Here is a 25,667-nt window from a genome sequence, read left to right as displayed (position 1 = left end):
GTCGCGCATAGCTCAAGAGGTGATTGATGCGCGCCCACTCTGACCCACAAGATACAGTTTCCGCGACACAACCGATCAAGGCCGAACGATTGCGCTGGCTGGATCGGATCAGTCAGTACCGACAGCCTATCGGCCTCGCCGTCACGCTGCTGCTGTTTGCGATCGCCCTGATCGCCTGTCGTCATCTCCTGAGCGAACTCGACCTTTACGCACTGCACGATTCGATTCTCGACGTGCCTCGCCCCGCCCTGCTTGGGGCAGTAGCAGCAACGGTCGCAGGCTTCATCATCCTCTTGGGCTACGAATGGTCCGCCAGCCGTTATGCCGGCGTGACGCTGCCGCCGCAGACATTGATCCTGGGCGGCTTCACCGCATTCGCTATTGGCAATGCCATCGGCCTGTCGCTGCTGTCGGGGGGCTCGGTGCGCTACCGACTTTACGCCCGCCATGGCCTCGGAGCGGCGGATGTCGCCCACATGACGTTGTTCGCCAGCCTGTCCCTGGGTTGCGCACTACCGCCACTGGCGGCACTGGCCACCCTCAGCAACCTGCCCGCCGCCTCCGCTGCGCTGCATCTTCCGGCTCCCCTGTTGGCGGCGATCTCCGTGGCGGTACTGCTGCTCATGGGCATCCTGGCGGTGGGTATCTATCGCCGGCGCCTGCCGGAGCAACCTCACCGGGACAGCCTGCTGGTCAGGGCCGGACGCCGCACCTTGCGCTTGCCGGGCCGACGCCTGACATTCCTGCAATTGGTGATCACGGCACTGGACGTCGCGGCCGCGGCCACGGTGCTGTACCTGTTGCTCCCCGAAGCGCCGCCCTTCGGCGCGTTCCTGCTGGTGTACCTGCTGGCATTGGCGGCCGGGGTGCTGAGCCATGTGCCGGGCGGCGTCGGGGTGTTCGAAGCGATCCTGCTGGCCGCGTTTGCCGACAAGCTGGGAGCCGCACCGCTGGCCGCCGCCCTGCTGCTGTATCGCCTGATCTACGTGCTACTGCCCATGCTGGTGGCCTGCGTATTGTTGCTGATCAACGAAGCACAACGACTGTTCCAGACCCGCCAGACCCTGCGGGCGGCCTCGGGCCTGGCGGCGCCGGTCCTGGCGGTGCTGGTGTTCCTGTCTGGCGTGGTGCTGCTGTTTTCCGGCGTGACGCCGGAGATCGATACGCGCCTGGAGCATATCGGGTTCCTGATCCCGCACCGACTGGTGGACGCGTCCCACTTCGGCGCCAGCCTGGTGGGCGTGTTGTGCCTGTTGCTCGCCCAAGGCTTGCGTCGTCGCCTGTCGGCCGCCTGGATGCTGACCACCGTCTTGCTGCTGGTGGGTGCCCTGCTCTCGCTGCTCAAGGGGTTCGACTGGGAAGAAGCGACGCTGTTGACCTTGACGGCCGCCTTGCTGGCGGTGTTCCGGCGCTCCTTCTACCGTCCGAGCCGGCTCACCGAGCTGCCCTTTTCGCCGTTGTTCCTGATCGCCAGTCTCTGCGTGCTCGGCGCGTCGATCTGGCTGCTGCTGTTCGCCTACCAGGACGTTCCCTACAGTCATCAGCTGTGGTGGCAGTTCACCCTGGATGCCGACGCGCCTCGCGGCCTGCGCTCGCTGTTGGGGGCAGCGGTGCTGTTGGTGGTGGTCTCGCTGACCTGGCTGCTGCGCACCGCGCGGCCAGTGATCCACTTGCCGACGGCGCAAGAACTGGAGCGCGCCAAGACCATCCTGATGGCCTCTTCACAACCCGACGGCGGCCTGGCCCTGACCGGCGACAAGGCGCTGCTGTTCCATCCCAACGACGAAGCCTTCCTGATGTATGCCCGTCGTGGCCGCAGCCTGGTGGCGCTGTATGACCCGATCGGGCCGCCCCAGCAGCGGGCCGAAATGATCTGGCAGTTCCGTGACCTGTGCGATGTCCACCACGCCCGCCCGGTGTTCTACCAGGTACGGGTCGAGAACCTGCCGTACTACATGGATATCGGCCTGACGGCGATCAAGCTGGGTGAAGAAGCCCGGATCGACCTCAAGCGTTTCGACCTCGAGGCCAAGGGCAAGGAAATGAAGGACCTGCGCTACACCTGGAACCGTGGCACCCGGGACGGCCTGTCCCTGGAAATCCACGAACCGGGCCAGGCGCCGATGGATGAACTCAAGGTCATTTCCGATGCCTGGCTGACCGGCAAGAACGTGCGCGAGAAAGGGTTCTCCCTGGGCCGCTTCAGCGACGAGTACCTCAAGCACTTCCGCATCGCTGTGATTCGCTTCGAGGGCCGTCCGGTGGCGTTCGCCAACCTGCTGGAAACCCACAGTCACGAGCTGGCCAGCCTCGACCTGATGCGTGCCCATCCCGACGCGCCGAAGCTGACCATGGAGTTCATGATGGTCGGTCTGATCCAGCATTACAAAAACCATGGCTACGCCCGCTTCAGCCTCGGCATGGTCCCGCTGTCGGGCCTGCAGCCACGTCGCGGCGCGCCGCTGACCCAGCGCCTGGGCTCGATGGTGTTCCGCCGTGGCGAGCAGCTCTACAATTTCCAGGGGCTGCGCCGATTCAAAGACAAGTTCCAGCCTGACTGGGAACCTCGTTACATGGCCATGCCCGCCGGACTCGATCCGCTGGTGGCGCTGGCCGATACCGCCGCCCTGATCGCGGGCGGCCTGACTGGACTGGTGAAACGCTGATGATGCAACGCTCCTGGCGATATGTAGTGGCCGCCCTGCTGGTGCTGGCGGTGATCCTGGGGGGTGGTTACTGGTACTGGAACCGCCCCGCCCCGCAACCTACCCTTGAACAACTGACGCCTGCCGACGGCGTGCCCATGACCCGGGTCGTTCCCGGCACCAAGCCGCGTGCCCAGGTCCTGGTGGCGGTCAATGAAGAGCAGAAGCTGAGTGATACTCAACTGAGCACACTCAGCCGCAGCGGCTCGGCACTGATCGTCCAGGTGATCCTGCCCAAGGACTGCATGTTGCAGGGACGCGCCCTGCAAGCCGGCCTGAGGCAGCTCCAGGGACCGGCGACGCTGGTCAGCGGCATCGGCCCTGGCGCCGTGCTGGCCTGGCGCTGGCTGGCCGAGCAGAAGGATGACAAGGCCAAGGCCGTCTCGGTGGACCTGGCCCTGGAAAAACCCGGCTGCACCCACCTGCTGCCCAAGAGCGCGGCCCACGGCCACTGGCTGGTGGCCTGGAACGATAACCCCGATGACACCAGCGCCGGGTTCGTGCGGGACCAACCGAATGCCGAAACCAGCATCAGCGACTATGACATCGCCTTGCCACAAGTGCTGAACAACGAGCTGCGCAAGATCCTGGTGGGCGCCGAGAAGGGCAAGGGGGGCCTGGCCATTCCGGTGGTGGAAGTGCCCGCCAGCCAGGCCCGGGACACCGTGACCCTGTTCCTCTCCGGGGATGGCGGCTGGCGTGACCTGGATCGTGACGTGGCCGATGAAATGGCCAGGATCGGCTATCCGGTGGTCGGTATCGACACCCTGCGCTACTACTGGCAGCGCAAGAGCCCGGAACAGAGCGCACTGGACCTGACCGAACTGATGCAGCACTACCGCCAGATCTGGGGCACCAAGCGCTTCATCCTGACTGGCTACTCCTTCGGAGCCGACGTGCTGCCGGCGATCTACAATCGCTTGCCGGCCACCGAACAGCAACGGGTCGACGCGATCATCCTGCTGGCCTTCGCCCGCACCGGCAGCTTCGAGATCGAAGTCGAGGGCTGGCTGGGCAACGCCGGCACCGAAGCCGCCACCGGCCCGGAAATGGCCAAGTTGCCTGCCGGCAAAGTGGTGTGCATCTATGGCGCCGAAGAAGCCGGCGAAAGTGGCTGCACCGACAAGACAGCGGTAGGTGAAGCCATCCAGCTGCCGGGCGGGCATCACTTCGACGAAAACTACCCGGCCCTGGCCAAGCGCCTGGTGGACGAGATCAACAAGCGCCAGCAGGCCGCTGCGCAATGATCTGACACTGCGGCGGGAATTCACTTCCTTGCCCACAAAAAAGGCCCCTGCCGCTACACGCGACAGGGGCCTTTGTCCAGACAGGCGACTGGAATACGCGCCTACATCTCCACCTGCGTTCCCAACTCGATCACCCGGTTCAACGGCAGGTTGAAGAACCGCAGGTTGCCGTTGGCGTTCTTCAGCATGAAGGCGAACAGCAACTCGCGCCAGCGAGCCATGCCTTCGAGCTTGGAAGCGATGACCGTTTCCCGGCTGAGGAAATACGTCGTACGCATCGGACTGAAATCCAGCTCGTCGAGGTGGCAGAGCTTGAGCGCCTGCGGCACGTCCGGCTCATCGGTGAAACCGAAATGCAGGATCACCCGGAAGAAACCCTCGCCGTAGGAATCGACCTCGAAGCGCCGCTGCGGCGGTACTCGCGGGATGTCTTCGTAGACCACCGTCAGCAATACCACTTGCTCGTGCAGCACCTGGTTGTGCAGCAGATTGTGCAACAGCGCATGGGGCACGGCGTCGGAGCGCGCCGTCAGGAACACGGCGGTACCCTGCACGCGATGCGGTGGCTGCACACGGATGCTGCTGATGAAGATCGGCAACGGCAGCGCACCTTCGTCCAGGCGCTCCACCAGCAACTGCTTGCCGCGCTTCCAGGTGGTCATCAGCACGAACAAGGCGATGCCGGCGATGACGGGGAAAGCCCCGCCCTGGATGATCTTCGGCACGTTGGCCGCGAAATACAGGCCATCCACCAGCAGGAAACCGAGCAGTACCGGTATCGCCAGCACAGGCGGCCATTTCCATAGCAACAGGATCACGGCCGAGACCAGGATGGTGGTCATCAGCATGGTGCCGGTCACCGCCACGCCGTAGGCCGAGGCCAGCGCGCCGGACGATTCGAATCCCAGCACCAGCAGCACCACACCCACCATCAACGACCAGTTCACCGCGCCGATGTAGATCTGGCCCTGTTCGGCGCTGGAAGTGTGCTGGATATACATGCGCGGGATATAGCCCAGCTGGATGGCCTGACGGGTCAGGGAGAACGCGCCGGAAATCACCGCTTGCGAAGCGATCACCGTGGCCAGGGTGGCCAGGCCCACCAGCGGCAGCAACGCCCAGCTCGGCGCCAGCAGATAGAACGGGTTGCGCGCCGCCTCGGGATCACCCAGCAACAACGCGCCCTGGCCGAAATAGTTGAGCATCAAGCCCGGCAACACCAGGAGAAACCAGGCGCGGGCAATCGGCTTGCGGCCGAAATGGCCCATATCGGCGTAAAGCGCTTCGGCACCGGTCAACGCCAGTACCACGGCACCGAGGATCGCCACGCCCATGCCTGGATGGACCACGAAGAAACGCACTGCCCAGGCCGGGTTCACCGCCAGCAGCACTTCCGGTTGCTGGCTGATGCCGTAGACGCCCAGCGCACCGAGCACCACGAACCAGATGACCATGATCGGGCCGAACAGGATGCCGATCCGCGCGGTGCCATGGCGCTGGATCAGAAACAGCGCGACCAACACCACCAGCGACAGCGGCACGACCCAATGGTCGATGCCCTCGAACGCCAGCCCGAGGCCTTCGATGGCCGAGAGCACGGAAATCGCCGGGGTGATCATGCTGTCGCCGTAGAACAGCGCGGCGCCGATCAGACCGCAAACCACCAGCAACGTGCGCAGCCGGGCCCGGCTTCCCGCCGCCCGCCGTGCCAGGGCGGTGAGCGCCATGATGCCGCCCTCGCCCTGGTTGTCGGCACGCAGGACGAACATCATGTACTTGATCGACACGACCCAGATCAGCGACCAGAAGATCAGCGACAGGATCCCCAGCACCCCGTCATGGTTGACGGGTACGCCATAGGCACCGGAAAACACTTCCTTGAGGGTGTACAACGGGCTCGTGCCGATGTCGCCATAAACCACTCCGACCGCCGCGACCAGCATGCTAAGCGGGTTTGCGGCCGAATGCCCGGCCTCCACCGCCTGACTACTTGCCTGCCCCATCCAATACTCCTGATTCCCAAGACCGCCTTCTTATACGCAACATGTTTTGTCACGCCCATGCGTCGCTCAACATCTAGTTACAGGTATTCAGTTGACTGTAAAAAGCAGCAAAGCGCAAAGGCGCGAAGCATAGCGCAGCACTCGTCGTTTTTCCCCGCATAAAGCTGGTCAAGTGACGCGTCCATCGCTAGAATTGCGCACTTTTTGATCAGAGGCGCGCCAGGCGCCCTGTCTCCCAAGAGACGATCCCCCTACACCGAGGTTAGACATGTCCACCACTACCACGCCAGCCAATCCCAAGGTCGGCTTCGTTTCCCTGGGTTGCCCGAAGGCTCTGGTCGACTCCGAGCGCATCCTGACCCAGCTGCGCATGGAAGGCTATGACGTCGTTTCCACGTATCAGGACGCGGACGTGGTAGTGGTCAACACCTGCGGTTTCATCGATTCGGCCAAGGCCGAGTCCCTGGAAGCGATCGGCGAAGCCATCAAGGAAAACGGCAAGGTCATCGTCACCGGCTGCATGGGCGTCGAAGAAGGCAACATCCGCGACGTGCACCCCAGCGTACTGGCGGTGACCGGCCCGCAGCAGTACGAGCAGGTGGTCAACGCGGTGCATGAGGTGGTGCCCCCCAAGCAGGACCACAACCCGCTCATCGACCTGGTGCCGCCACAAGGCATCAAGTTGACCCCACGCCACTATGCCTACCTGAAGATTTCCGAAGGCTGCAACCACAGCTGCAGCTTCTGCATCATCCCGTCGATGCGCGGCAAGCTGGTGAGTCGCCCGGTGGGCGATGTGCTCGATGAGGCCCAGCGCCTGGTCAAGGCCGGCGTCAAGGAACTGCTGGTGATCTCCCAGGACACCAGTGCCTACGGCGTCGACGTGAAATACCGCACCGGCTTCTGGAACGGCGCGCCAGTGAAGACCCGCATGACCGAACTGTGCGAAGCCCTCGGCACCCTCGGCGTCTGGGTCCGCCTGCACTACGTCTACCCTTACCCGCACGTGGACGAACTGATCCCACTGATGGCCGCCGGCAAGATCCTGCCGTACCTGGACATCCCGTTCCAACACGCCAGCCCGAAGGTCCTCAAGGCCATGAAACGCCCGGCGTTCGAAGACAAGACCCTGGCTCGCATCAAGAACTGGCGCGAAATCTGCCCGGACCTGATCATCCGCTCCACCTTCATCGTCGGCTTCCCCGGCGAAACCGAAGAAGACTTCCAGTACCTGCTGGACTGGCTGACCGAAGCCCAGCTCGATCGCGTCGGCTGCTTCCAGTATTCCCCGGTGGAAGGTGCTCCGGCCAACGACCTGGCCCTGGACGTCGTGCCGGACGACGTCAAGCAGGACCGCTGGGAGCGCTTCATGGCGCATCAGCAGGCAATCAGCTCGGCGCGCCTGCAAATGCGCATCGGCCGTGAAATCGAGGTCCTGGTGGATGAAGTGGACGAGCAAGGCGCCGTGGGCCGCTGCTTCTTCGATGCCCCGGAAATCGATGGCAACGTCTTCATCGACAACGGCAGCCATCTCAAGCCGGGCGACAAGGTCTGGTGCAAGGTGACCGATGCCGATGAGTACGATCTGTGGGCTGAGCAGATCGCCTGATCCTGGCGTGGACCCAGGCCCAGGTGACTTTTGTGGCCAGGGTCACAGGTCCGTGCCTGCAGCCATTGATTCGCCAGCCTCGAAAAAACCAAAAAGCCCTGCCTTGCGACAAGATGCGGGGCTTTTTTACGGCTATCGTATGGAGAAACCCGGGACATTCAGCACAAGGAACAGGCGGGCATGCGCCAGCACTCGGTCATCCATACCCCGAAATCCAGCGATTACCAGGAACTGACCCAGGTCTGGGAAGCTTCGGTGCGGGCAACCCATGATTTTCTTCCGGACAGCTACATCGAGCTGCTGAAGAACCTGGTGCTCACCCGCTACCTGGATGCGGTAATGCTCATCTGCACCCGGGACGCGCGCCAGCGCATTACCGGTTTCGCCGGCGTCGCGGCGGGCAAGATCGAAATGCTGTTCATCGACCCACAGCACCGGGGCCAGGGCCTGGGCAAGCAACTCTTGCACTACGCCATGGAACACATGAACGCCGATCAGCTGGATGTCAACGAACAGAACCCGCAGGCCCTGGGCTTTTATCTCAAGCAGGGATTCGAAGTGGTCGGCCGCTCGGCGCGGGACGGCATGGGCCAGCCATACCCGTTGCTGCATATGCGCTACAGGCAGCCCGGCCTGAAGGCCGTGCGCGGCTAAAAGCCACACGAGGCAAATGGAACCGCGATTAACCGGCGCCACGCAGGTACAATGCCCACCCTCTTTTTGCTACGGCCTTGTCATGACTGACCCGATACGCCTCTCCAAACGCCTCATCGAACTTGTCGGCTGCTCCCGCCGGGAGGCTGAGCTGTTCATCGAGGGCGGCTGGGTCACCGTGGATGGCGAGGTCGTCGACGAACCGCAGTTCAAGGTCACCACCCAGAAGGTCGAACTCGACCCACAAGCCAAGGCCACCGCGCCGGAGCCGGTGACCCTGCTGCTGAACGTTCCGGCGGGCATGGACGTGGACACCGCCATGGCGAGCCTGGCCCCGCAGACCCTGAGCGAAGAGCACCGCTTCGGCAAACGTCCGCTCAAGGGCCATTTCATGAGACTGACCGCCAGCGCCGACCTGCAGGCCAATGCCAGCGGCCTCCTGGTGTTCACCCAGGACTGGAAGATCCTGCGCAAGCTCACCGCCGACGCCGCGAAGATCGAGCAGGAATACGTCGTGGACGTCGAGGGAGAGATGCTTGCCCACGGCCTCAACCGCCTGAACCATGGCCTGACCTACAAGGGCAAGGAGTTACCCGCGGTCAAGGCCAGCTGGCAGAACGAGAACCGCCTGCGCTTCGCGCTGAAGAACCCGCAGCCGGGCATCATCGCGTTGCTCTGCCAGGCGGTCGGCCTAAAGGCCGTCGCCATCCGCCGGATCCGCATCGGCGGCGTGTCCATCGGCAAGGTGCCGCTGGGCCAGTGGCGCTACCTGTCCGCCAAAGAGAAATTCTAAAGTCACTTCTTCCGGTGCCGCACCTCGCTGGGCACCCACCGCCGATTGATCAGGATTGCACACATGATTCACAACGACGTACTGCGCAGCGTGCGCTACATGCTCGATATCAGCGACAAGAAAGTCATCGAGATCATCAAGCTGGGCGGCCTGGACGTGTCCCTGGCGGACCTGGCGGGCTATCTCAAGAAGGATGAAGAAGAAGGCTTCGTGTTCTGCCCCGACGAAGTCATGGCGCATTTCCTCGACGGCCTGGTGATCTTCAAACGGGGCAAGGACGAGAGCCGCCCACCGCTGCCCATCGAAGTGCCGGTGACCAACAACATCATCCTCAAGAAGCTGCGAGTGGCCTTCGAACTGAAGGAAGACGACATGCACGCCATCCTCAAGTCTGCGGACTTCCCGGTGTCCAAACCGGAACTGAGCGCGCTGTTCCGCAAGTTCGGCCACACCAACTACCGCCCGTGCGGCGACCAGTTGCTGCGCAACTTCCTCAAGGGGCTGACGCTGCGCGTTCGCGGCTGACTTCCCAGGGCCGCGATGGCGAGGGGACGCTGCACGTCCAGTGGGGATAATTCCCCTCACCACAGAGGACAGTGCCGATTGCAGCTCCCGCGTTATCATGCCCTCTCCATCTGGCGTCGATTTCATCCCATGACTTACAACGTCTCCCCCGTCGGCTTCGTCCACTCCTGTTTCAAGGAAAAGTTCGCCATCCCACGGCAACCTCACCTGGCGCCTGCCGCTCGCGGCGTGCTGGAGCTGGTGGCGCCGTTCGACCAGGGCGACGCCGTGCAGGGCCTGGAGCAGGTCAGCCATGTCTGGTTGCTGTTCCTGTTCCACCAGGCCCTGGAAAAAAAACCTCGGCTGAAAGTGCGTCCGCCTCGCCTGGGCGGCAACAAATCCATGGGGGTATTCGCCACCCGGGCAACCCATCGCCCCAACGGCATCGGCCAATCCGTGGTCAAGCTGGAACGGGTCGAAGCCGCTCGTCTGTGGATCTCGGGCATCGACTTGCTGGACGGTACACCGGTACTGGACATCAAGCCCTACGTGCCCTACGCCGACATCATTGGCACGGCTTCGAACAGCATCGCCAGCGCAGCGCCCGAGCCGGTCCCCGTGCAATGGGCGCCCCCTGCCCTGCACCAAGCCCGCGACCACGCCATGCGCCTGCAGGAGCCGCTGGTGGAACTGATCGAACAGTGCCTGGCCCAGGACCCCCGCCCGGCGTACCAGGTGCCGACAGCGGAACGGGAATATGGCGCGCAATTCTGGGATGTGGACGTTCGCTGGCATTATCCGCGGCTGGGGTTGATCCGCGTGCTGGAAGTGATTCCGGCGAAACAATGATCCTGGAACGAAAAAGCCCGCGCCGCCTTATCCAGGCGACGCGGGCTATTTCAATGGCGATCGGTTGGACCGAGTCGTCTTCTTCGCGGGCTTACTTCTCTACGAAGGCCCGTTCGATCAGGTAATCCCCCGGCTCGCGCATACGCGGCGAAACGGTCAGGCCGAAGCTGTTGAGCACTTCGCTGGTTTCTTCCAGCATGCTCGGGCTACCGCACAGCATGGCGCGGTCGTCCTGGGGGTTGATCGGTGGCAGGCCGATGTCGCGGAACAGCTTGCCGCTGCGCATCAGGTCGGTCAGGCGGCCTTCGTTCTCGAACGGCTCGCGGGTCACGGTCGGGTAGTAGATCAGTTTTTCACGCAGCGCTTCGCCGAAAAACTCGTTCTGCGGCAAGTGCTCGGTGATGAACTCGCGATAGGCGACTTCGTTGACGTAACGTACGCCGTGGCACAGGATCACTTTTTCGAAACGCTCATAGGTTTCCGGATCCTGGATGACGCTCATGAACGGCGCCAGGCCGGTGCCGGTGCTGAGCAGGTACAGGTGCTTGCCCGGCTTGAGGTCGTCCAGCACCAGGGTGCCGGTGGGTTTCTTGCTGATGATGATCTCGTCGCCTTCCTTCAGGTGCTGCAATTGGGAAGTCAGCGGACCATCAGGCACCTTGATGCTGAAGAACTCGAGATGCTCTTCCCAGTTCGGGCTGGCAATCGAGTAAGCGCGCATAAGCGGGCGGCCGTTGGGCTGCTGCAGGCCGATCATCACGAACTGACCGTTCTCGAAGCGCAGGCCCGGATCGCGGGTGCACTTGAAGCTGAACAGAGTGTCGTTCCAGTGATGAACACTGAGGACACGCTCGTGGTTCATGTTGCTCATGTACGGGGGACTCCTGGAAATGATGCCTGCGCCGGGAAGGAGCGCAATTGCATCGCATTCTAATAGCGGCGACAATATCTGTTAAATGGATTATTAAGATAAGGGTTATCGGTTATATCGATATGCGATTTACTCTACGTCAACTTCAGGTCTTCGTCGCCGTCGCCCAGCAGGAGAGCGTGTCCCGTGCTGCGGGCCAGCTCAATCTGTCGCAATCGGCTGCCAGCACCTCCATCACCGAATTGGAGCGCCAGTCCAGCTGCCAGTTGTTCGACCGCGCCGGTAAGCGCCTGAGCCTCAACGCCCTGGGCAAACAGTTGCTACCCCAGGCGGTGGCGTTGCTGGACCAGGCCAAGGAGATCGAAGACCTGCTCAACGGCAAGTCCGGCTTCGGCTCACTGGCGGTTGGCGCCACCCTGACCATCGGCAATTACCTGGCCACCCTGCTGATCGGCGGTTTCATGCAGCGCCATCCGGAAAGCCAGGTGAAGCTGCATGTACAGAACACTGCCAATATCGTGCATCAGGTCGCCCACTATGAAATTGATCTGGGTCTAATCGAAGGCGATTGCAGCCATCCGGATATCGAAGTGCAGAGTTGGGTCGAGGACGAGCTGGTGGTGTTTTGCGCGCCCCAGCATCCACTGGCCAGGCGCGGCCAGGCGACCATGGAGGAACTGACCCATGAAGCGTGGATTCTGCGGGAACAGGGCTCCGGCACTCGCCTGACCTTCGACCAAGCCATGCGCCATCATCGCAGCGCGCTGAACATCCGCCTGGAACTGGAACACACCGAAGCCATCAAGCGCGCCGTGGAATCCGGCCTGGGGATCGGCTGCATTTCACGCCTGGCCCTGCGCGATGCGTTCCGTCGGGGCAGCCTGGTCCCCGTGGAAACCCCGGACATGGACCTGGCGCGGCAGTTCTACTTCATCTGGCACAAACAGAAATACCAGACATCGGCGATGCGCGAGTTTCTCGAGCTGTGCCGGGCGTTCACCGCCGGCGCGCAACGCAGCGACGAAATCGTCCTGCCGGCCATTGCCTGAAGCGCTACTGCAGCAGGATCACGCCCCATACCAGCGCAATCATCGTCAGGGCGACGAGCTGGGCGGCACTGCCCATGTCCTTGGCATTCTTCGACAGCGGGTGCAGTTCCAGGGAAATGCGGTCGATGGCCGCCTCCACCGCCGAATTGAGCAGTTCGACGATCAGCGCCAGCAGGCAGACCGCAATCAACAGCGCCTGCTCGACACGGCTGACGTTCAGGAAGAACGACAGCGGGATCAGGATGACGTTGAGCAGGACCAGTTGACGGAACGCCGCTTCGCCGACAAAGGCCGCGCGCAGGCCATCCAGGGAATAGCCGGAGGCGTTGAGGATGCGTTTCAGGCCGGTTTGGCCTTTAAAAGGTGACATAGGATGGGCAACTGATCGAAAGGAGTGGAGAAGCTAATTCAAACCCGGTCAAAAAAGCGTGAACAGACACACTAGGGCTGCGGTGAAATTGACTCAAGCTGTTGCAACAACAAGGCCGCCTGGGTCCGGGTGCGCACGTTCAGCTTTCGGAAGATCGCCGTCACATGGGCCTTGATGGTGGCCTCCGAGACGTTCAATTCATAAGCGATCTGCTTGTTCAGCAAACCTTCGCAGACCATGGTCAGTACCCGGAACTGTTGCGGCGTGAGACTGGCCAGGCCTTCGCTGGCGGCCTTGGCCTCTTCCGACACGCTCACTGCCTCGAATGCCTGGGGCGGCCAGGCAGCATCACCATCCAGGACCGCCTTCACCGCCTTCTGGATCATTTCAAGCGAACTGGACTTGGGGATGAACCCGCTGGCACCGAACTCCCGGGCCTTGACCATCACCGACGCTTCCTCCTGGGCCGAAACCATCACCACGGGAATCTGCGGATACTGACCGCGCAACAGTACCAATCCGGAAAATCCATACGCTCCCGGCATGTTCAGGTCCAGCAGCACCAGGTCCCAGTCAGCCTTTTCGGTCAACCGGCTCTCCAGTTCCGCAATACTGGCCACCTCCGTCAGCCGGACATCCGGGCCCAGGCCCAGGGTCACTGCCTGATGCAACGCGCTACGAAAGAGCGGATGGTCATCGGCAATCAGGATTTCGTATGTGGCCATTGTTCAAATGATCCTGTTCTTATGGCAGGCCGATATGATCGCACCTCACCAGAGCCACTCGGGACACCCACCATGGCGGCGGCATCCAGAGGGAACTGTTCACGCCAGCACGGTATGGCGTTTCAAACCTTGGCCATGCCCCGGTCGGCGCCAAGCATGCCCAGCGAAGCCGGGGTGGTCAAGCAGCACGGCCACCACTGTCTCCAGTATGGGCCACTATCCGGCCACTGCCCCTTGAGCCGTATCAATAAAGGGCAACAGCTCAGCGTGAGCCGGGGTCGATACATCCACTTCCCGTTGCCCCTTGGCGCCCAGGTAATGCTGGCTGAACACATCGAAATAAGCGTCCAGGGCAGAGGCCGCATCATGATCCCCGGCCAGCTCCAGGCACAGCGCCGCCACTTCGGCGGTGCACAGGTGCTCGCTGCGGGTGGAACGGCGCAAGCGGTAGCGCGACAGTTTGTCAGGCAGCAGGCTCAGGATCGGCAACTGGTCGAAATAGGGACTCTTGCGGAAAATCTTGCGCGCCTCCGTCCAGGTCGCGTCCAACAGAATGAACAACGGTCGCCTGGAACGATCCAGGTCTACGGTGTGGGTGACCCGCAACGGCTCGACGTATTCACCCGGAAACACCAGGTAGGGTTGCCATTGAGGGTCATTCAGCAACGCCAGCAATTGTCCGTCGACCTCGGTGCGCGACCAGATGAAGGCATGATTGTCGCGTACCACGTCGGCAATCAGCCACCCGGTGTTGCTGGGCTTGAACACTTCCTTGTTGGTCATGATCAGGCAAACCCCGGAACGGGCTTCGACCTTCGGTCGCCAGGCACACAGGCAATGGCTCTGGATCACCCGGCAGGCACTGCAACGGGGTGCGCGCCAGCCACGGGCCTGAAGCGGCTTGATCCCCTCATCGATGCGCTGATCGCGCAGGCGGGCTACGGCGTTAGGGGCATGAAGCCGACAGGCGGGAGAACTCGACACGAACGACACTCGACAGCGCAATGAAGGCCGGCAGTCTACCAGAGCGCACGAGCCTGTACCGTCCACCTCGCCTCCCCTATAATTCGCCGCCAATGAACGCACAGTCACGTGACCGGTCGAACCACCAGTCACTGAACCAGGAGAGTTTCATGCTGCGCCTTACCGTCCCTACCGTTGCCGTTCTGTTGGCGACGTCCTTCAGCGCCCAGGCTGCCTCGCTGAAAGAACTCGAACTGAACAAGATGTTGCAGAACGTGGCCAGGGAGAGCAGCGTTGGCACCCCCCGGGCGATCAATGAAGACATTCTCGATCAGGGCTACACGGTGGAAGGCACCGAGTTGATCAACCACCTCAGCGTGCAGAGCAGCCATGCCGAAAAGATGCGCGCCGACCCCAAGGCCGTGTATTTCCAGCTGGGCTCCAAGGTGTGCACCAATCCGGGCTTTCGCAAGCTGATGGCCAAGGGCGCCACCATGCGCTACGAGTTTACCGAGGTCAAAACCAACCGCCCGGTCGCGACCGAACGCTTCCAGGAGTCGGATTGCCCAAAACCGGCCAAGACCAAGAAGTAATCAGCCCGAGCGTGCGCGTCGCTGTTCATCGTCGGCGCGCAGTTCCGCCACCAGCGCCTGCAGGTATCGCGAGCGCCAGGTCCTGCCCTCCAAGCGACGACAACACTCTTCCTCGAGGCTGATTCGATTGGCCTGGGCCGCTTCCAACAGCGTCAGATACAACTGCCTGTCGAGTTCCAGGGTTACCCTGCTCATTTCTCCCGCCTCCTTGCCCGATTCGCTTCAATCCATCGCGTGCCCAGCCATGGGCATCGAACTGCATTGACACGCCTGTTATCAGTAAATCAGAGCGGCATGCGTGCAACTGGCAATCGGACGAGCGGTGCGCTACTCCAAAGCTTTCATCCAGCGGTTGCCAACGGTCACTTTTGAGCGCCATGATCATGGCAACGCAAGATCGACTCACTTCATGAATATGTTTTGGGCAGAACGAGGCTGCCACCCTACCTTGCCGTGTGATTGTTCTTAAATCCAAGGGACATACGGAACCCGGTGGATGGCCTGATCGATGATATGTAAACAGGTTCAGGCCAAATCGAACGCCCAGGCGAGCGCCTGGATTGACGGCGACACACGGAGTGTCGCGGCCCCGGCGAACCTTTCGCCCGGGTCGGGGTTCCGTCAAGAAGGAGAAGCTTGATGCCTTACAAACCAAATGACCTGCTCAATCGTCATTTTGAGAACCATGGCCACGACCTTATCCGCAAGGTCGAAGAGCAACTCAACCTGGTGTCACCCAACAGCCCCAACCTCCCCATCTACCGAGACATGATCCTGACCGTGCTGCGCATGGCCCAGGAAGACCACAACCGCTGGAACGCCAAGATCACGTTGCAGGCCCTGCGGGAACTGGAACAGGCATTCCGCACGCTGGAACAGTTCAAGGGGCGCCGCAAGGTCACTGTCTTCGGCTCCGCACGAACGCCTATCGAACATCCCCTGTATGGCCTGGCGAGGGAGCTGGGAGCGGCGCTGGCCCGCTCGGACATGATGGTCATCACTGGCGCAGGCGGAGGCATCATGGCCGCCGCTCATGAAGGCGCCGGCCGCGAGCACAGCCTCGGGTTCAATATCACCCTGCCTTTCGAACAACATGCAAACCCGACCGTCGAAGGCACGCCGAACCTGTTGCCCTTCCACTTCTTCTTCACTCGCAAACTGTTCTTCGTCAAGGAGGCCGACGCGCTGGTGCTCTGCCCGGGTGGTTTCGGCACCCTTGATGAAGCACTGGAAGTGCTGACGCTGGTGCAGACCGGTAAAAGCCCACTGGTACCGGTAGTATTACTGGACGTTCCCGGAGGAAAGTTCTGGCAAAGCGCCCTGGATTTCATCCGCGAACAATTGGAGGAAAACCGCTACATCCTGCCCACCGACCTGAAGCTGATGCGCCTGGTATACACCGCCGAAGATGCCGTGGAGGAAATCAACCAGTTCTATCGTAACTTCCATTCCAGCCGCTGGCTCAAGCATCAGTTCGTGATCCGCATGAACCACAAGCTCAACGAGCAGGCCCTGGAACAGATGCAAGTGGAGTTTGCCGACCTGTGCCTGAACGATCGCTTTCATCAGCTGGCCTACAACGGCGACGAGCCTGATGAAGCACGGTTCAGCCACCTGACGCGATTGGCATTCAACTTCAACGCTCGCGACCATGGTCGGTTGAGGGCGCTGGTGGACTTCATCAACTTGCCGGAAAACTGGGCCCAACCCTACCCCAAGGCCCATCCGCTTGCCTGGGAGACGATCAAGGTCACCTGAACCCATAAAAAAACGGCCCGCTATCGAAATAGCGGGCCGTTTTTCAATCATCCAGTCCTCGACCGCTGAACAAGCGGTTGATCATTTCCATGGAGTAGCCTCTGTACGCCAGGAACCGACCTTGTTTGGCCCGTTCCCGTGCATCGACGGGTAGATGCCCAGAGAACTTGCGACGCCAGGTTTCCATCAACTGATCCTGCCAATCGATACCGCTTTCACGTAGGGCTTGTTCGATATCCGAACGCTGCAGGCCGCGTTGACCCAGTTCCTCCCGAATCCTCAACGGTCCATAACCGGAGCGAGCCCGATAGGAAACGAAGCTTTCCAGATAACGGGCCTCTGACAGCAGACCCTCTTGCGTCAAGCGATCCAAGGTCGTTTCGATCAACTCATCGCAGGCACCACGCTGACGCAGTTTTCGCGTCAGTTCGACTCGACCGTGCTCGCGTCTGGCGAGCAGGTCCATCGCAGTTCGCCGCACCGCGACGAGGGTATCGAGTACGGCGGTCATCGATTTGATCAGATATCAGCGTCAACCAGATCGTCGGCGGTCTCACGGTTAGCCAACGCCTTGACGTCCGCAACCGGGCTCAACAGCTTGTCGCGCAATTGCTTCTCGAGGGCCGCAGCCACTTCCGGGTTGTCCGCCAGGAACTTGGCCGAGTTGGCCTTGCCCTGACCGATCTTGGTGCCGTTGTAGGCGTACCAGGCACCGGACTTTTCAACGAAGCCGTGCAACACGCCCAAGTCGATCATCTCGCCATTGAGGTAGATGCCCTTGCCGTAAAGAATCTGGAACTCGGCCTGACGGAATGGCGAAGCCACCTTGTTCTTCACAACCTTGACGCGGGTTTCGCTGCCGACAACCTCGTCGCCTTCCTTCACTGCGCCGGTACGACGGATGTCCAGACGGACCGAGGCGTAGAACTTCAGGGCGTTACCACCAGTGGTGGTTTCCGGGCTGCCGAACATCACGCCGATCTTCATGCGGATCTGGTTGATGAAGATCACCAGGCAGTTGGCATTCTTGATGTTACCGGTGATCTTGCGAAGGGCCTGGGACATCAGGCGAGCCTGGAGGCCCACGTGCATGTCGCCCATTTCACCTTCGATTTCGGCTTTAGGTACCAGTGCCGCCACGGAGTCGACGATGATCACGTCAACCGCGTTGGAACGCACCAGCATGTCGGTGATTTCCAGTGCCTGCTCACCAGTGTCAGGTTGGGAGACCAGCAGGTCGTCGACATTGACGCCCAATTTGCCGGCATATTCCGGGTCCAGGGCGTGCTCGGCATCGACGAAGGCGCAGGTCGCGCCGGCCTTCTGGGCCTGGGCAATCACGGACAGGGTCAGCGTGGTTTTACCGGAGGACTCAGGACCGTAGATTTCAACGATACGACCTTTTGGCAAGCCGCCGATGCCAAGCGCGATGTCCAGGCCCAGGGAGCCGGTGGAGATGGAAGGAATAGCCTGACGGTCCTGATCGCCCATACGCATTACGGCACCCTTGCCGAATTGACGTTCGATCTGACCCAAGGCCGCAGCCAAGGCTTTCTTCTTGTTGTCGTCCATTAAAGTCCTCACGTAATCAATAAGGCCTGACGGCCAACACCTGTATAAGTAGCCAGTATTATTCCACAGGGATCGTGGATCGCCTACCCCCGATTTGAGATTTCTGCGGCGGCATGTTGCAGCAGCCCCTCTAGCGCGGCCTTCACCGTTTGTCGGCGGACCTCGTCGCGGTTGCCCGCAAAGAACCGCTGCTCGCTGAAGACCGTCTCGCCAACGCCCCAGGCCAGCCACACGGTGCCCACCGGCTTGCCCGGGGAACCGCCGTCCGGCCCAGCGATACCGCTGACCGCCACGGCGAACCGCGCCTGGCCCTGTCGCTGGGCGCCCCGGACCATGGCCTCGACCACCTCGCGACTGACCGCTCCCACCGTGCCGAACAGTTCGTCCGGCACATTCAGTTGCCGGGTCTTCTGGCGATTGGAATAAGTGACGAAACCGGCTTCGAACCAAGCCGAACTGCCTGGAATTCGCGTGATCGCCTCGGCAATCCCGCCACCGGTACAGGACTCGGCGGTGGTCACATGGACATTGAGCAACTGCAGGCACCGGCCCAGTTCGGCGGCCAGCTCGGTAATCTCATCCATGACGCTCTCCTGATTCGACGCAATGACGCCTACCGTACACGAGCGTTGGAAGCTTGCAAGGCTGGGGCCCGGGAGAGCGTCCTGTTTTTCGGGACACGTCCAGACCACGCTATGGACATCGAAAAAACCTCGCTATATTCAGTTGCCCATGACAGTCGGAACGATGGAATGAAAACCAAGGATCTCAGCCGCCTTTCGGTTGATGGCGTACTCTGCATCAGCCTCAAGGATCGGAAGGATCGCAGGCTGCTACTGCTTGAAACCATGAAACGCTCAGGTTTGGACATAGAGTTCGTACTGGTCGATCCTGATAGAGAGAATCCGGCAAGAGGCTGCTTCAATTCGCATTTGAAGTGCGCAGAGATTGCATTGCAGCGCAACTATTCAAACGTCCTGATCCTGGAAGACGATGCACTGCAGTATTTCTTCTCAAAACAGACAGTCCGCAACATCAATCGCTTTATTTCGACGGAAAATTTTTCCATTCTCCATCTCGGTTACACGATGGGGAAAATATGGCTGACCTGGAATTTTTCCATCGCTCGCGGCCGGGTAACCGCACTGCACGCTTATATACTCAGCAAACGAGGCTGCTCGGAGTTTGTAAAGCTTGAATACCGTTCAGAGCCCATCGACAGAGTCGTAAGGGCCCAGATCAAACAACATTGCGTTTTACCCATGATGTTCGGCCAGCAACCCGCTCATCTCGTTTCAAGCGACATAGAAGACATTGCTCCTAACGATGATTCGTTCTGGAGAAACAATTGGTATAGGCACGTCTGGTCGGCAGTAAAGAACTTCTACATGACAGTTCTGGGCGTGAACCGGTAAACCAGGCAAGATTCTTTCCGGTCGACAACGACTCGACGGATTACTGACCCAACGCCCTGACATACGCCTGGCAAGCCCGCAAGGCGATCAATCCACGGTCGCCTTCATCGGTGATGGCGATAATTCGTTGAGCATGCGTCGGGTCAAGTCGGGCGCGTAGGGGGCCATGATCCATGCCGCCGGAGCCGGTGGCGGCAGGCACCGCACAACCGGGGGAGGCATCGTGGGCGTCGAGGAGGACTGACAGCCGGACATCGGCAGTAGCAAGGCGATCGCGCAGGCGATCCTGGTCACGTTGGGCATCGCTCAAGGCTCGGTAGTGGGTGTGTTCGCTGGCAGAAAGTTGCTGTTCCAGGGCCAGTCGCTTCTCTTGCTCGGCCTTTTGTTGCGCTGTCGCCGCCTGGCTCAACTGACTCAGGGTCTCGGCTTGGGACTGGGCCATTTGCGCCAGTTGACGACCATAGCGCCAATCCTGGAGTCGCCACACCAGCGTAGCTGGACCAGCGACCAGCAGCGCCAGCAAGAGAACAATCCCGAGAGTACGGAAGGAAAAAGGCATCAGGTCGAAGACTGGCATAACACCGCCCTCGCCCGCGCCCAAAGTTGCAGACGATCTTCCAGGCCGTTCAAGCCGCCGTTGATACGCCGAGTGATACTGTTGAACTGGTCACGGTCGGCCAGTTCGTTCAAGCCGTTCTGCTCCCAGAACCAGGCAGCCGATTCGGATGCCCACTGTGGTTGTTCCAGCAGTTCCGGCAAGGCCAGCAGACGTTCATCGCCAAACAAACCGAGACTGCACCGCAGATAATTGTCGCGGCCCGTAATCTGGATCAGCCCACGCCCCCGATATTTCTGGCCGTCGCCGTCGGCCTGGGGAGTATTTCCCAGGCGAACGGCCAACGCGCCGGTGTCGTACTTGCTTAGATACATTTCACTGCCAAGCTCCCGCACATATCGCAACTGCCCCGACTCGTGGCCGATCTGCGCCAGAAACGCAGCAACGCGTTTGGGCGTATCGATCCGGTGACGGCTCATCGCATGGTTGAGCGCAGGAACGAAAACGCCCGCTTGAGAGCGGGCGTCGGGCATGATCTTGATGAGTTGCTGCTGGGTAACGTCCATAATCCGACCATCGAAAAAAACATCACTGAAGTTGCGCTTTCAACCAGGGCGGCGCGACGGGGCGGTGCTCAGCCGCGGGAAACAGCTCGTCCTGGGGCCAATCTCTAAGGGCTCGCCGATAGGCCTGGAGCTGCGTGTACTGCGCCTGATCCAGCGTCGTACCGCCGCCGTCGTCCATCTCGTCGCGATCCCGGGCTACGAGGCGATCGGTGGCGGTGAGCTGAGCGTCACGCCAATGTGTTTCGTTGAGTATCTGCGTCTCGATCCTGTCGACCTCAAGCTCCGAAAGCACCGGATACCCCATGTCGTCCGACGTGATACACCTATTTAAAAAAGGGGCTGCGAACAATGCACTGTATGCGTGCTCCGAAATCTCAACAGCATCTTTGGGAATTTCATTTGCATGATCGATGGAGTTGTAGAATCCACCCGTGGTTGGAGCATAAAAAATCAGCATAACGGCATCCTTTCAATAACCAATTGCACGCCAGAGCCCAGTCCAGTTCGCGTAGACACCATTGTGATCCCGACCATAAAGCCTGAACTGACTCAGGGAACCAAATGAGACGCCGAACGACGCACAGGTCGGTCCTCCATCGGTCACGTTGATATTCCTGACCGCATTCGGAAACGACATGGGAAACGTCACCAGCACGCCATTGGCATCCGTGCCGCTCGATGAAATTCCCCACTGTTCGATGACATAGCCCGTCGGACTGGTGGTATCGGGAATACGTTTCCATCCATTGGGCTGTAACGACGAAGAGAACATGGCCGAATACTTCGAGGTGGCCGTTCCACCAATCAGACGCCATTGGGCATTGAGCTTGATGAACTCCGCGGTCTCCCCTAACCCGATGCTAACGGTACCCTCTGCTCCGTTCGATCCCGACAACTTATCGGTCGCCAAGCTCGTCGATATAGTCACTACGCCATTGCCTGCGTTGATAATCCTGACAGTGGCGCCATGCAGGACGCCCGTCGTGGCGGGCAGTTTGGCGGTAACCGGGGTTTCACTGGCAAAACTGGCGACTCCACCAATATCCCTGGATGTCAAAGCCGCATGTGTGGAATACACGTCAAAGCCGGCGTACTGCAATCCGTTGCGGACTACAAACTCTGTTGTAGCAACGGTCTTATCGTTATCGAACTGAGGAGCGGTAAGAAACAATCCAGTGCCGCGCAATGCCGCCAGTAACTGATTGTAAGTTTCTTCCGAGGGGGTAATACCGGCGGCTTGAATGACGTTGATTATTTCCTGTGTGACGCCATTCCCCCAACTGGCGGGGATCAATGATCCTGGCGTCCCAGCCAAGGCGTTCTCGTCTACAAACCTGCCATTCACCAAGCCCGCACTCGGAACACTTTTTGGATAATCCACTTTTTTCTCCCTTGGTATTCAAATGACAGAAAAACAGGCAGCCGAGAGCTCGAGCTGTTGAAGTCTCAACACCTTCTGAAGCATTCGAACAACTTTGGTACCGTACCGGTTGCTTTAAACAACAGAGGCCGGCATCACCGGCCAATTGATCTCGGTTGGATAACCGGATTGATTCTGGATTCGATTCAACTCAACGCTGTAGAGTTTCCATTCCATCAGCGCCAGTTGCTCCTGATCGTTGGCTTCGCCGAGGTCTTCGGCATACTGAAAGGGAGCAATTTTCTGAACAGCTTCTCGCAGTAGTTTGTCACGCTTTACCAACGCTTCGCGCTTGAGATCCGCAAGCTGTAGCGTCTGGTCAAATACCCAGGCAGTGTCGCGCCAGACGTGGTAGCTACCGGGCCACGGCTCCGCCGTATACGGGTTCGGCAACTCACCGAATTCGCTCCATTGCAGCACGGCACCGTTATCCTTGCGATAAACCGGACCTCGCCGGTCCACCATCTCCCGCGGAACGCCATTGACCATGACCCAGGAGTGATGCTCCTGAGCGGGCGGAAGCTCAAAGGAAAGCTGGATGCCATTGCTGGGTATTTGAATGCCCAGGCCAGGCGTGACAAAAAGCTCTACCGGACCAGATAGAACACCGGTTTCGTCAAACAGATAAATGAACATGATCACCTCAGATCAATTTGATTCGGGCGGGGTAGGCGATGTTTCTGGGCCGGGTTTCCGTGCTGAAGACTCCGATATTGCCAACGGCGTCTCCACTGGAGAAAAAAAGCGGATTCGGATAGGTCGTACCCACTATCCCCGTCGCGGGTGCAGCATTGACGTCCCGTGTCACGTCCCAAGAAGCATCGGCAATAGCAGGCCCAGGACGATTGGCGCTACCTGAGCTGGTAGGTAAATAGTGGTTGTGGCTTTCCAACGCGTACATTTGTCTACTGCCCGACGCACGATCGGCATCTACCCCTCGAGCCTCATCCAGCACACGCAGGAACTCGCCCCGAATATCAGGCAGTCGAAAGGTCGTGGCGCCATCTCCGCTGGTCCAGGCGCCTTCGTTTCCTCCCCTGTTACCCTCGGTCACTAACGCACCGGACAGCTGGGCGTAATCCCACAACCAGGGCCACTCGCTACGCAACAGCAGGTTCCCGTTGAGCACCGCATATCCACCGGGTATCACCTGGCGTGTGCTTTCGAAGGAAATGCGTCCCAACGCGGTCGCATCGAAGCGACTCACCGGCCACCAGGCACCCGCTTCGTCACTGCGCAAATGCCACCAGTCGCCGCTGCCCATCAATACCAGAAACGGGTAGCCACTGGCCGCCAGATGGGTATGAAACCGAATCCTGTCGCTACCGGAGGCCCGTACCATCAGGCGATTCCCACTGTTATCCACTCGCCGGACAATCACATCACGAATACCCAGCGCCGTATTAGCCGCAGGTAGCGTCACCGTGTTCGCACCGGCACTGGCATCGATCAACACCAACCCCAACTCTTCGGCAACAAGCGTCTTTGATGCCGTCAACCGAGTCACCACCGAGCGCATCGGACTGCTGCGTCCAAGAATGGCTTGCAACGCCTTGATCAATTGCCCGGTGTCCGCTTCTGAAGGCGTCATGCCGGCCGCCGAGATCACATTGAGGATCTCTTGGGTAACCCCATTGCCCCAGACCGCCGGAATCAATGAGCCGGGTGTACCTGCCAGCGGATCTTCGTCCACGAACCGTCCGTTCACCAGCCCGACGCTGGGAACGCTTTTTGGATAATCCATATGTTATTTCTCTACAGATAAATGAAAGGATCAGGCGCCGGAGCGCAATACCTCGATGCTGGCGAACGCCTCATCGAAAACCGCTTTCGCCAGGTCCGATTTTCCCTTCGCCATGTGTGCGCGGATGTGCGCCTTGGCCTTGAGTCGTATCTGGCGAAGCGCCAACAGGTTCGAATCGAACTCGGCGGCCTTGGCGAGGATCTGGTCTGCCGCCTGCCTGGCTGTGCGCCCCTTGATGACCCACGCGGAAACGGACGACGGCACGGCTTTTTTCGGGTAGCCCTGATCCTTGAATGCCTGAGCCTCAAGGGCCGCCTGCTGGTATTCCAGGGCACGTAATGGATCGCCTGCCAAGGCCCGACGTGCGCTGTCCGCAGCACCGTCCAGCCTGTCGCACAGGCGTTCGCCGTCAAGATGCAGCAGCTGGGCAGCATGCTCGTCGGCAATCACCCATTCACCCTCCTCCCAGATGTGGGCTGGGGAGGGTGGAGGCGGACGGAGTCCCTCTTCGTATTGATGCAGTTCCTGAATGACCTTCATCGGATCAGCTCCCAGGACAGATGGACGTTGACGGCGTTGGTAAAATTGACGGCGATGCCCACGCTGTAATCGGTCAGCGCCTGGTGCCCCTTGATCCCCATGCTCAGGAGCAGTTCGTCGCTGTCGGCATTGTTCGCGCCCAGCGTGTGCTCAGCCTGAAAACACTGCCACAGCGAACGTAGCTGGGAATGGTCAAAACTGGCTGTGACCGTTGCGACCGTCACGTCATTGACCACATTGTTGGAAAACAGCACACACATCGTCGGGCTCGCGAGATTGCTCCAGCCCACTGAATTGCTTGTCGGCGATGTTGCAACCGGAGATAAGTAGCTGTAGTTACCGCCGAGCCACCCAGCCTGGGCGAATGCCAGCGAAGTGATAGAGCTGGAGGACGGCGTAGGATTGCCCGCGATAAGTTGTGCCGAACGCGCATGAGGGTCCAGTGGCAGATACACCACGCCGGTGCCGTTCACGGTTTGAGTCCAGCTCAATCGGGTCCGGTTGTAGATCGAGCGTACCGTAGGCAACGAGCCCGGCGCCCCGGTCATTACCCAAGCCAGGCACATATCCAGCGATGTGGATGGAAATCCACCACCGGAAGCTCCATTGAAAGAGCCCTTGAGCGTTTCCGGCGTCGCGTCGTACAGACTTCCACGCTGCAGGTAAAACGCTAGTGAATTACCGGAAGCCTGCACTCTCAGGAAATAGCTGGAGCTGGGCAGCAAGTCGGCGCTGCTCCACGCCGTCGTGACGTAGGTACGCGAACGACCCAACTGTCCGCTTACCAACTCTTGTCCAATGCTGATATAGACGCCTCCAGGAATCGAAACGCGTCCCCCGCTGGTCGATATCGCCACCGGAGTGACTGTCATCCGGGAATCAACTGTGGCGATCGCAGGCAAGGGTAAAGCGGCAAGCGGCAGCGCCTGATCCTGATTCCAGCCCTTGGCCGCCACGGACTGGATCGCCTGGAGCAACTGATCGTTTCGGGTCTCATCCGGCGTCAATTCACCCGCGTTGATGACATTCAAGATTTCCTGGGTCACGCCATTTCCCCAAGCTGCCGGAATCAGGGAGCCCGGCGTTCCCGTCAGGGGATTTTCATCCACGAACTTGCCATTCACCAAGCCGGCGCTGGGCACACTTTTTGGGTAATCCATC

The 25,667-nt window shown here is 60.4% G+C and carries 28 protein-coding genes; 11 read left to right on the top strand and 17 right to left on the bottom strand.

What is annotated here, in order from left to right:
- Window positions 1-26 precede the first annotated feature (26 nt).
- Both mprF and BT179_RS22120 read left to right on the top strand, forming a co-directional pair.
- Window positions 27-2,666, top strand: a complete 2,640-nt coding sequence (gene mprF / locus BT179_RS22125; protein WP_072387794.1) for a bifunctional lysylphosphatidylglycerol flippase/synthetase MprF — start codon at window positions 27-29, stop codon at window positions 2,664-2,666.
- Entirely contained in the window at window positions 2,666-3,952 is a 1,287-nt protein-coding gene (locus tag BT179_RS22120) for a virulence factor family protein (protein WP_072387795.1), read from the top strand. The genes mprF and BT179_RS22120 overlap by 1 nt, the downstream gene beginning before the upstream one ends.
- Window positions 3,953-4,053: 101 nt before the next feature.
- On the opposite strand, the gene BT179_RS22115 is transcribed toward BT179_RS22120, so the two are convergent.
- Window positions 4,054-5,955 carry a potassium transporter Kup gene (locus BT179_RS22115; protein ID WP_072387796.1) on the bottom strand — a complete coding sequence of 634 codons (1,902 nt, stop codon included), beginning with the start codon at window positions 5,953-5,955 and terminating at the stop codon, window positions 4,054-4,056.
- Between the two features lie 268 nt (window positions 5,956-6,223).
- Between BT179_RS22115 and rimO the strand changes: the two genes are divergently transcribed.
- From rimO to tsaA, 5 genes are all read left to right on the top strand, one after another.
- Complete coding sequence (gene rimO / locus BT179_RS22110; protein ID WP_072432289.1) at window positions 6,224-7,564, top strand: 30S ribosomal protein S12 methylthiotransferase RimO; 1,341 nt, start codon at window positions 6,224-6,226, stop codon at window positions 7,562-7,564.
- A gap of 180 nt (window positions 7,565-7,744) precedes the next feature.
- A complete protein-coding gene (locus BT179_RS22105; RefSeq protein ID WP_072432288.1) occupies window positions 7,745-8,218 on the top strand; it encodes a GNAT family N-acetyltransferase in 474 nt (157 codons plus the stop codon).
- Window positions 8,219-8,300: 82 nt separating this feature from the next.
- Window positions 8,301-9,011 (top strand): rRNA pseudouridine synthase, encoded by a 711-nt coding sequence (locus tag BT179_RS22100; RefSeq protein ID WP_072432287.1) that lies wholly within the window; start codon window positions 8,301-8,303, stop codon window positions 9,009-9,011.
- Window positions 9,012-9,074: 63 nt separating this feature from the next.
- Window positions 9,075-9,536, top strand: coding sequence for a YehS family protein (locus BT179_RS22095; protein WP_072387804.1), 462 nt, complete (start codon window positions 9,075-9,077; stop codon window positions 9,534-9,536).
- Window positions 9,537-9,665: 129 nt separating this feature from the next.
- Window positions 9,666-10,364, top strand: coding sequence for a tRNA (N6-threonylcarbamoyladenosine(37)-N6)-methyltransferase TrmO (gene tsaA / locus BT179_RS22090; RefSeq protein ID WP_072432286.1), 699 nt, complete (start codon window positions 9,666-9,668; stop codon window positions 10,362-10,364).
- 91 nt (window positions 10,365-10,455) lie between these two features.
- On the opposite strand, the gene fpr is transcribed toward tsaA, so the two are convergent.
- Window positions 10,456-11,235 (bottom strand): ferredoxin-NADP reductase, encoded by a 780-nt coding sequence (gene fpr, locus BT179_RS22085; RefSeq protein ID WP_016966062.1) that lies wholly within the window; start codon window positions 11,233-11,235, stop codon window positions 10,456-10,458.
- 122 nt (window positions 11,236-11,357) lie between these two features.
- Here fpr and BT179_RS22080 point away from each other — a divergent pair, with 122 nt between their 5' ends.
- Complete coding sequence (locus BT179_RS22080; RefSeq protein ID WP_165887761.1) at window positions 11,358-12,284, top strand: LysR family transcriptional regulator; 927 nt, start codon at window positions 11,358-11,360, stop codon at window positions 12,282-12,284.
- A 4-nt stretch (window positions 12,285-12,288) separates the two neighbouring features.
- On the opposite strand, the gene BT179_RS22075 is transcribed toward BT179_RS22080, so the two are convergent.
- The 3 genes from BT179_RS22075 to BT179_RS22065 form a co-directional block, all read right to left on the bottom strand.
- Window positions 12,289-12,654, bottom strand: a complete 366-nt coding sequence (locus BT179_RS22075; RefSeq protein ID WP_072432285.1) for a diacylglycerol kinase — start codon at window positions 12,652-12,654, stop codon at window positions 12,289-12,291.
- Window positions 12,655-12,725: 71 nt separating this feature from the next.
- On the bottom strand, window positions 12,726-13,379 hold the full coding sequence (gene erdR, locus BT179_RS22070; RefSeq protein WP_072387810.1) for a response regulator transcription factor ErdR: 654 nt from the start codon (window positions 13,377-13,379) through the stop codon (window positions 12,726-12,728).
- A gap of 216 nt (window positions 13,380-13,595) precedes the next feature.
- Window positions 13,596-14,363 carry a tRNA-uridine aminocarboxypropyltransferase gene (locus tag BT179_RS22065; protein WP_072388725.1) on the bottom strand — a complete coding sequence of 256 codons (768 nt, stop codon included), beginning with the start codon at window positions 14,361-14,363 and terminating at the stop codon, window positions 13,596-13,598.
- 149 nt (window positions 14,364-14,512) lie between these two features.
- Here BT179_RS22065 and BT179_RS22060 point away from each other — a divergent pair, with 149 nt between their 5' ends.
- On the top strand, window positions 14,513-14,935 hold the full coding sequence (locus tag BT179_RS22060; protein WP_072387813.1) for a quorum-sensing-regulated virulence factor family protein: 423 nt from the start codon (window positions 14,513-14,515) through the stop codon (window positions 14,933-14,935).
- On the opposite strand, the gene BT179_RS22055 is transcribed toward BT179_RS22060, so the two are convergent.
- Window positions 14,936-15,130 carry a hypothetical protein gene (locus BT179_RS22055; RefSeq protein ID WP_072387815.1) on the bottom strand — a complete coding sequence of 65 codons (195 nt, stop codon included), beginning with the start codon at window positions 15,128-15,130 and terminating at the stop codon, window positions 14,936-14,938. It lies immediately after the preceding gene.
- 444 nt (window positions 15,131-15,574) lie between these two features.
- On the opposite strand from BT179_RS22055, the gene BT179_RS22050 reads away from it, so the two are divergent.
- Window positions 15,575-16,693: an LOG family protein gene (locus BT179_RS22050; protein WP_072387817.1), complete on the top strand. Its 1,119-nt coding sequence runs from the start codon at window positions 15,575-15,577 to the stop codon at window positions 16,691-16,693.
- 43 nt (window positions 16,694-16,736) lie between these two features.
- Here the strand turns inward: BT179_RS22050 and recX are convergent, their stop codons facing one another.
- The 3 genes from recX to BT179_RS22035 form a co-directional block, all read right to left on the bottom strand.
- On the bottom strand, window positions 16,737-17,204 hold the full coding sequence (gene recX, locus BT179_RS22045) for a recombination regulator RecX (protein WP_072387819.1): 468 nt from the start codon (window positions 17,202-17,204) through the stop codon (window positions 16,737-16,739).
- Between the two features lie 8 nt (window positions 17,205-17,212).
- Complete coding sequence (gene recA, locus BT179_RS22040) at window positions 17,213-18,265, bottom strand: recombinase RecA (protein WP_072387821.1); 1,053 nt, start codon at window positions 18,263-18,265, stop codon at window positions 17,213-17,215.
- 83 nt (window positions 18,266-18,348) lie between these two features.
- Window positions 18,349-18,849 (bottom strand): CinA family protein, encoded by a 501-nt coding sequence (locus tag BT179_RS22035; RefSeq protein ID WP_072432284.1) that lies wholly within the window; start codon window positions 18,847-18,849, stop codon window positions 18,349-18,351.
- 168 nt (window positions 18,850-19,017) lie between these two features.
- Between BT179_RS22035 and BT179_RS22030 the strand changes: the two genes are divergently transcribed.
- Window positions 19,018-19,680, top strand: a complete 663-nt coding sequence (locus BT179_RS22030; protein WP_072432283.1) for a glycosyltransferase family 25 protein — start codon at window positions 19,018-19,020, stop codon at window positions 19,678-19,680.
- 40 nt (window positions 19,681-19,720) lie between these two features.
- On the opposite strand, the gene BT179_RS22025 is transcribed toward BT179_RS22030, so the two are convergent.
- The 8 genes from BT179_RS22025 to BT179_RS21990 form a co-directional block, all read right to left on the bottom strand.
- Window positions 19,721-20,257 (bottom strand): lysis system i-spanin subunit Rz, encoded by a 537-nt coding sequence (locus BT179_RS22025; protein WP_177305133.1) that lies wholly within the window; start codon window positions 20,255-20,257, stop codon window positions 19,721-19,723.
- Complete coding sequence (locus BT179_RS22020) at window positions 20,239-20,802, bottom strand: glycoside hydrolase family 19 protein (protein WP_072387825.1); 564 nt, start codon at window positions 20,800-20,802, stop codon at window positions 20,239-20,241. The genes BT179_RS22025 and BT179_RS22020 overlap by 19 nt, the downstream gene beginning before the upstream one ends.
- 22 nt (window positions 20,803-20,824) lie before the next feature.
- A complete protein-coding gene (locus BT179_RS22015) occupies window positions 20,825-21,259 on the bottom strand; it encodes a phage tail assembly chaperone (protein ID WP_072432282.1) in 435 nt (144 codons plus the stop codon).
- Between the two features lie 12 nt (window positions 21,260-21,271).
- Entirely contained in the window at window positions 21,272-22,183 is a 912-nt protein-coding gene (locus tag BT179_RS22010; protein WP_072432281.1) for a gp53-like domain-containing protein, read from the bottom strand.
- 114 nt (window positions 22,184-22,297) lie between these two features.
- The gene (locus tag BT179_RS22005) at window positions 22,298-22,858 is read right to left on the bottom strand and encodes a tail fiber assembly protein (protein WP_072432291.1); all 561 of its coding nucleotides are present in this window, start codon (window positions 22,856-22,858) and stop codon (window positions 22,298-22,300) included.
- Window positions 22,859-22,865: 7 nt separating this feature from the next.
- The gene (locus BT179_RS22000) at window positions 22,866-23,966 is read right to left on the bottom strand and encodes a phage tail protein (RefSeq protein WP_072432280.1); all 1,101 of its coding nucleotides are present in this window, start codon (window positions 23,964-23,966) and stop codon (window positions 22,866-22,868) included.
- A gap of 30 nt (window positions 23,967-23,996) precedes the next feature.
- Window positions 23,997-24,506 carry a phage tail protein gene (locus BT179_RS21995; RefSeq protein ID WP_072432279.1) on the bottom strand — a complete coding sequence of 170 codons (510 nt, stop codon included), beginning with the start codon at window positions 24,504-24,506 and terminating at the stop codon, window positions 23,997-23,999.
- The gene (locus BT179_RS21990; RefSeq protein ID WP_072432278.1) at window positions 24,503-25,666 is read right to left on the bottom strand and encodes a phage tail protein; all 1,164 of its coding nucleotides are present in this window, start codon (window positions 25,664-25,666) and stop codon (window positions 24,503-24,505) included. The genes BT179_RS21995 and BT179_RS21990 overlap by 4 nt, the downstream gene beginning before the upstream one ends.
- Window position 25,667: the final 1 nt, after the last annotated feature.

This window comes from Pseudomonas sp. NFACC43 (assembly GCF_900119645.1).
In the GTDB taxonomy this organism is placed as follows: domain Bacteria; phylum Pseudomonadota; class Gammaproteobacteria; order Pseudomonadales; family Pseudomonadaceae; genus Aquipseudomonas.
The sequence above is the reverse complement of the archived record's forward strand: the minus strand, read 5'-3'. Positions and strand labels throughout refer to the sequence as shown.

Coding starts and splice junctions, on each gene's coding strand:
- mprF (WP_072387794.1), top strand. CDS start 27: ATGCGCGCCCACTCTGACCCACAAGATACAGTTTCCGCGACACAACCG.
- BT179_RS22120 (WP_072387795.1), top strand. CDS start 2,666: ATGATGCAACGCTCCTGGCGATATGTAGTGGCCGCCCTGCTGGTGCTG.
- BT179_RS22115 (WP_072387796.1), bottom strand. CDS start 5,955: ATGGGGCAGGCAAGTAGTCAGGCGGTGGAGGCCGGGCATTCGGCCGCA.
- rimO (WP_072432289.1), top strand. CDS start 6,224: ATGTCCACCACTACCACGCCAGCCAATCCCAAGGTCGGCTTCGTTTCC.
- BT179_RS22105 (WP_072432288.1), top strand. CDS start 7,745: ATGCGCCAGCACTCGGTCATCCATACCCCGAAATCCAGCGATTACCAG.
- BT179_RS22100 (WP_072432287.1), top strand. CDS start 8,301: ATGACTGACCCGATACGCCTCTCCAAACGCCTCATCGAACTTGTCGGC.
- BT179_RS22095 (WP_072387804.1), top strand. CDS start 9,075: ATGATTCACAACGACGTACTGCGCAGCGTGCGCTACATGCTCGATATC.
- tsaA (WP_072432286.1), top strand. CDS start 9,666: ATGACTTACAACGTCTCCCCCGTCGGCTTCGTCCACTCCTGTTTCAAG.
- fpr (WP_016966062.1), bottom strand. CDS start 11,235: ATGAGCAACATGAACCACGAGCGTGTCCTCAGTGTTCATCACTGGAAC.
- BT179_RS22080 (WP_165887761.1), top strand. CDS start 11,358: ATGCGATTTACTCTACGTCAACTTCAGGTCTTCGTCGCCGTCGCCCAG.
- BT179_RS22075 (WP_072432285.1), bottom strand. CDS start 12,654: ATGTCACCTTTTAAAGGCCAAACCGGCCTGAAACGCATCCTCAACGCC.
- erdR (WP_072387810.1), bottom strand. CDS start 13,379: ATGGCCACATACGAAATCCTGATTGCCGATGACCATCCGCTCTTTCGT.
- BT179_RS22060 (WP_072387813.1), top strand. CDS start 14,513: ATGCTGCGCCTTACCGTCCCTACCGTTGCCGTTCTGTTGGCGACGTCC.
- BT179_RS22055 (WP_072387815.1), bottom strand. CDS start 15,130: ATGAGCAGGGTAACCCTGGAACTCGACAGGCAGTTGTATCTGACGCTG.
- BT179_RS22050 (WP_072387817.1), top strand. CDS start 15,575: ATGCCTTACAAACCAAATGACCTGCTCAATCGTCATTTTGAGAACCAT.
- recX (WP_072387819.1), bottom strand. CDS start 17,204: ATGACCGCCGTACTCGATACCCTCGTCGCGGTGCGGCGAACTGCGATG.
- recA (WP_072387821.1), bottom strand. CDS start 18,265: ATGGACGACAACAAGAAGAAAGCCTTGGCTGCGGCCTTGGGTCAGATC.
- BT179_RS22035 (WP_072432284.1), bottom strand. CDS start 18,849: ATGGATGAGATTACCGAGCTGGCCGCCGAACTGGGCCGGTGCCTGCAG.
- BT179_RS22030 (WP_072432283.1), top strand. CDS start 19,018: ATGAAAACCAAGGATCTCAGCCGCCTTTCGGTTGATGGCGTACTCTGC.
- BT179_RS22025 (WP_177305133.1), bottom strand. CDS start 20,257: ATGCCAGTCTTCGACCTGATGCCTTTTTCCTTCCGTACTCTCGGGATT.
- BT179_RS22020 (WP_072387825.1), bottom strand. CDS start 20,802: ATGGACGTTACCCAGCAGCAACTCATCAAGATCATGCCCGACGCCCGC.
- BT179_RS22015 (WP_072432282.1), bottom strand. CDS start 21,259: ATGCTGATTTTTTATGCTCCAACCACGGGTGGATTCTACAACTCCATC.
- BT179_RS22005 (WP_072432291.1), bottom strand. CDS start 22,858: ATGTTCATTTATCTGTTTGACGAAACCGGTGTTCTATCTGGTCCGGTA.
- BT179_RS22000 (WP_072432280.1), bottom strand. CDS start 23,966: ATGGATTATCCAAAAAGCGTTCCCAGCGTCGGGCTGGTGAACGGACGG.
- BT179_RS21995 (WP_072432279.1), bottom strand. CDS start 24,506: ATGAAGGTCATTCAGGAACTGCATCAATACGAAGAGGGACTCCGTCCG.
- BT179_RS21990 (WP_072432278.1), bottom strand. CDS start 25,666: ATGGATTACCCAAAAAGTGTGCCCAGCGCCGGCTTGGTGAATGGCAAG.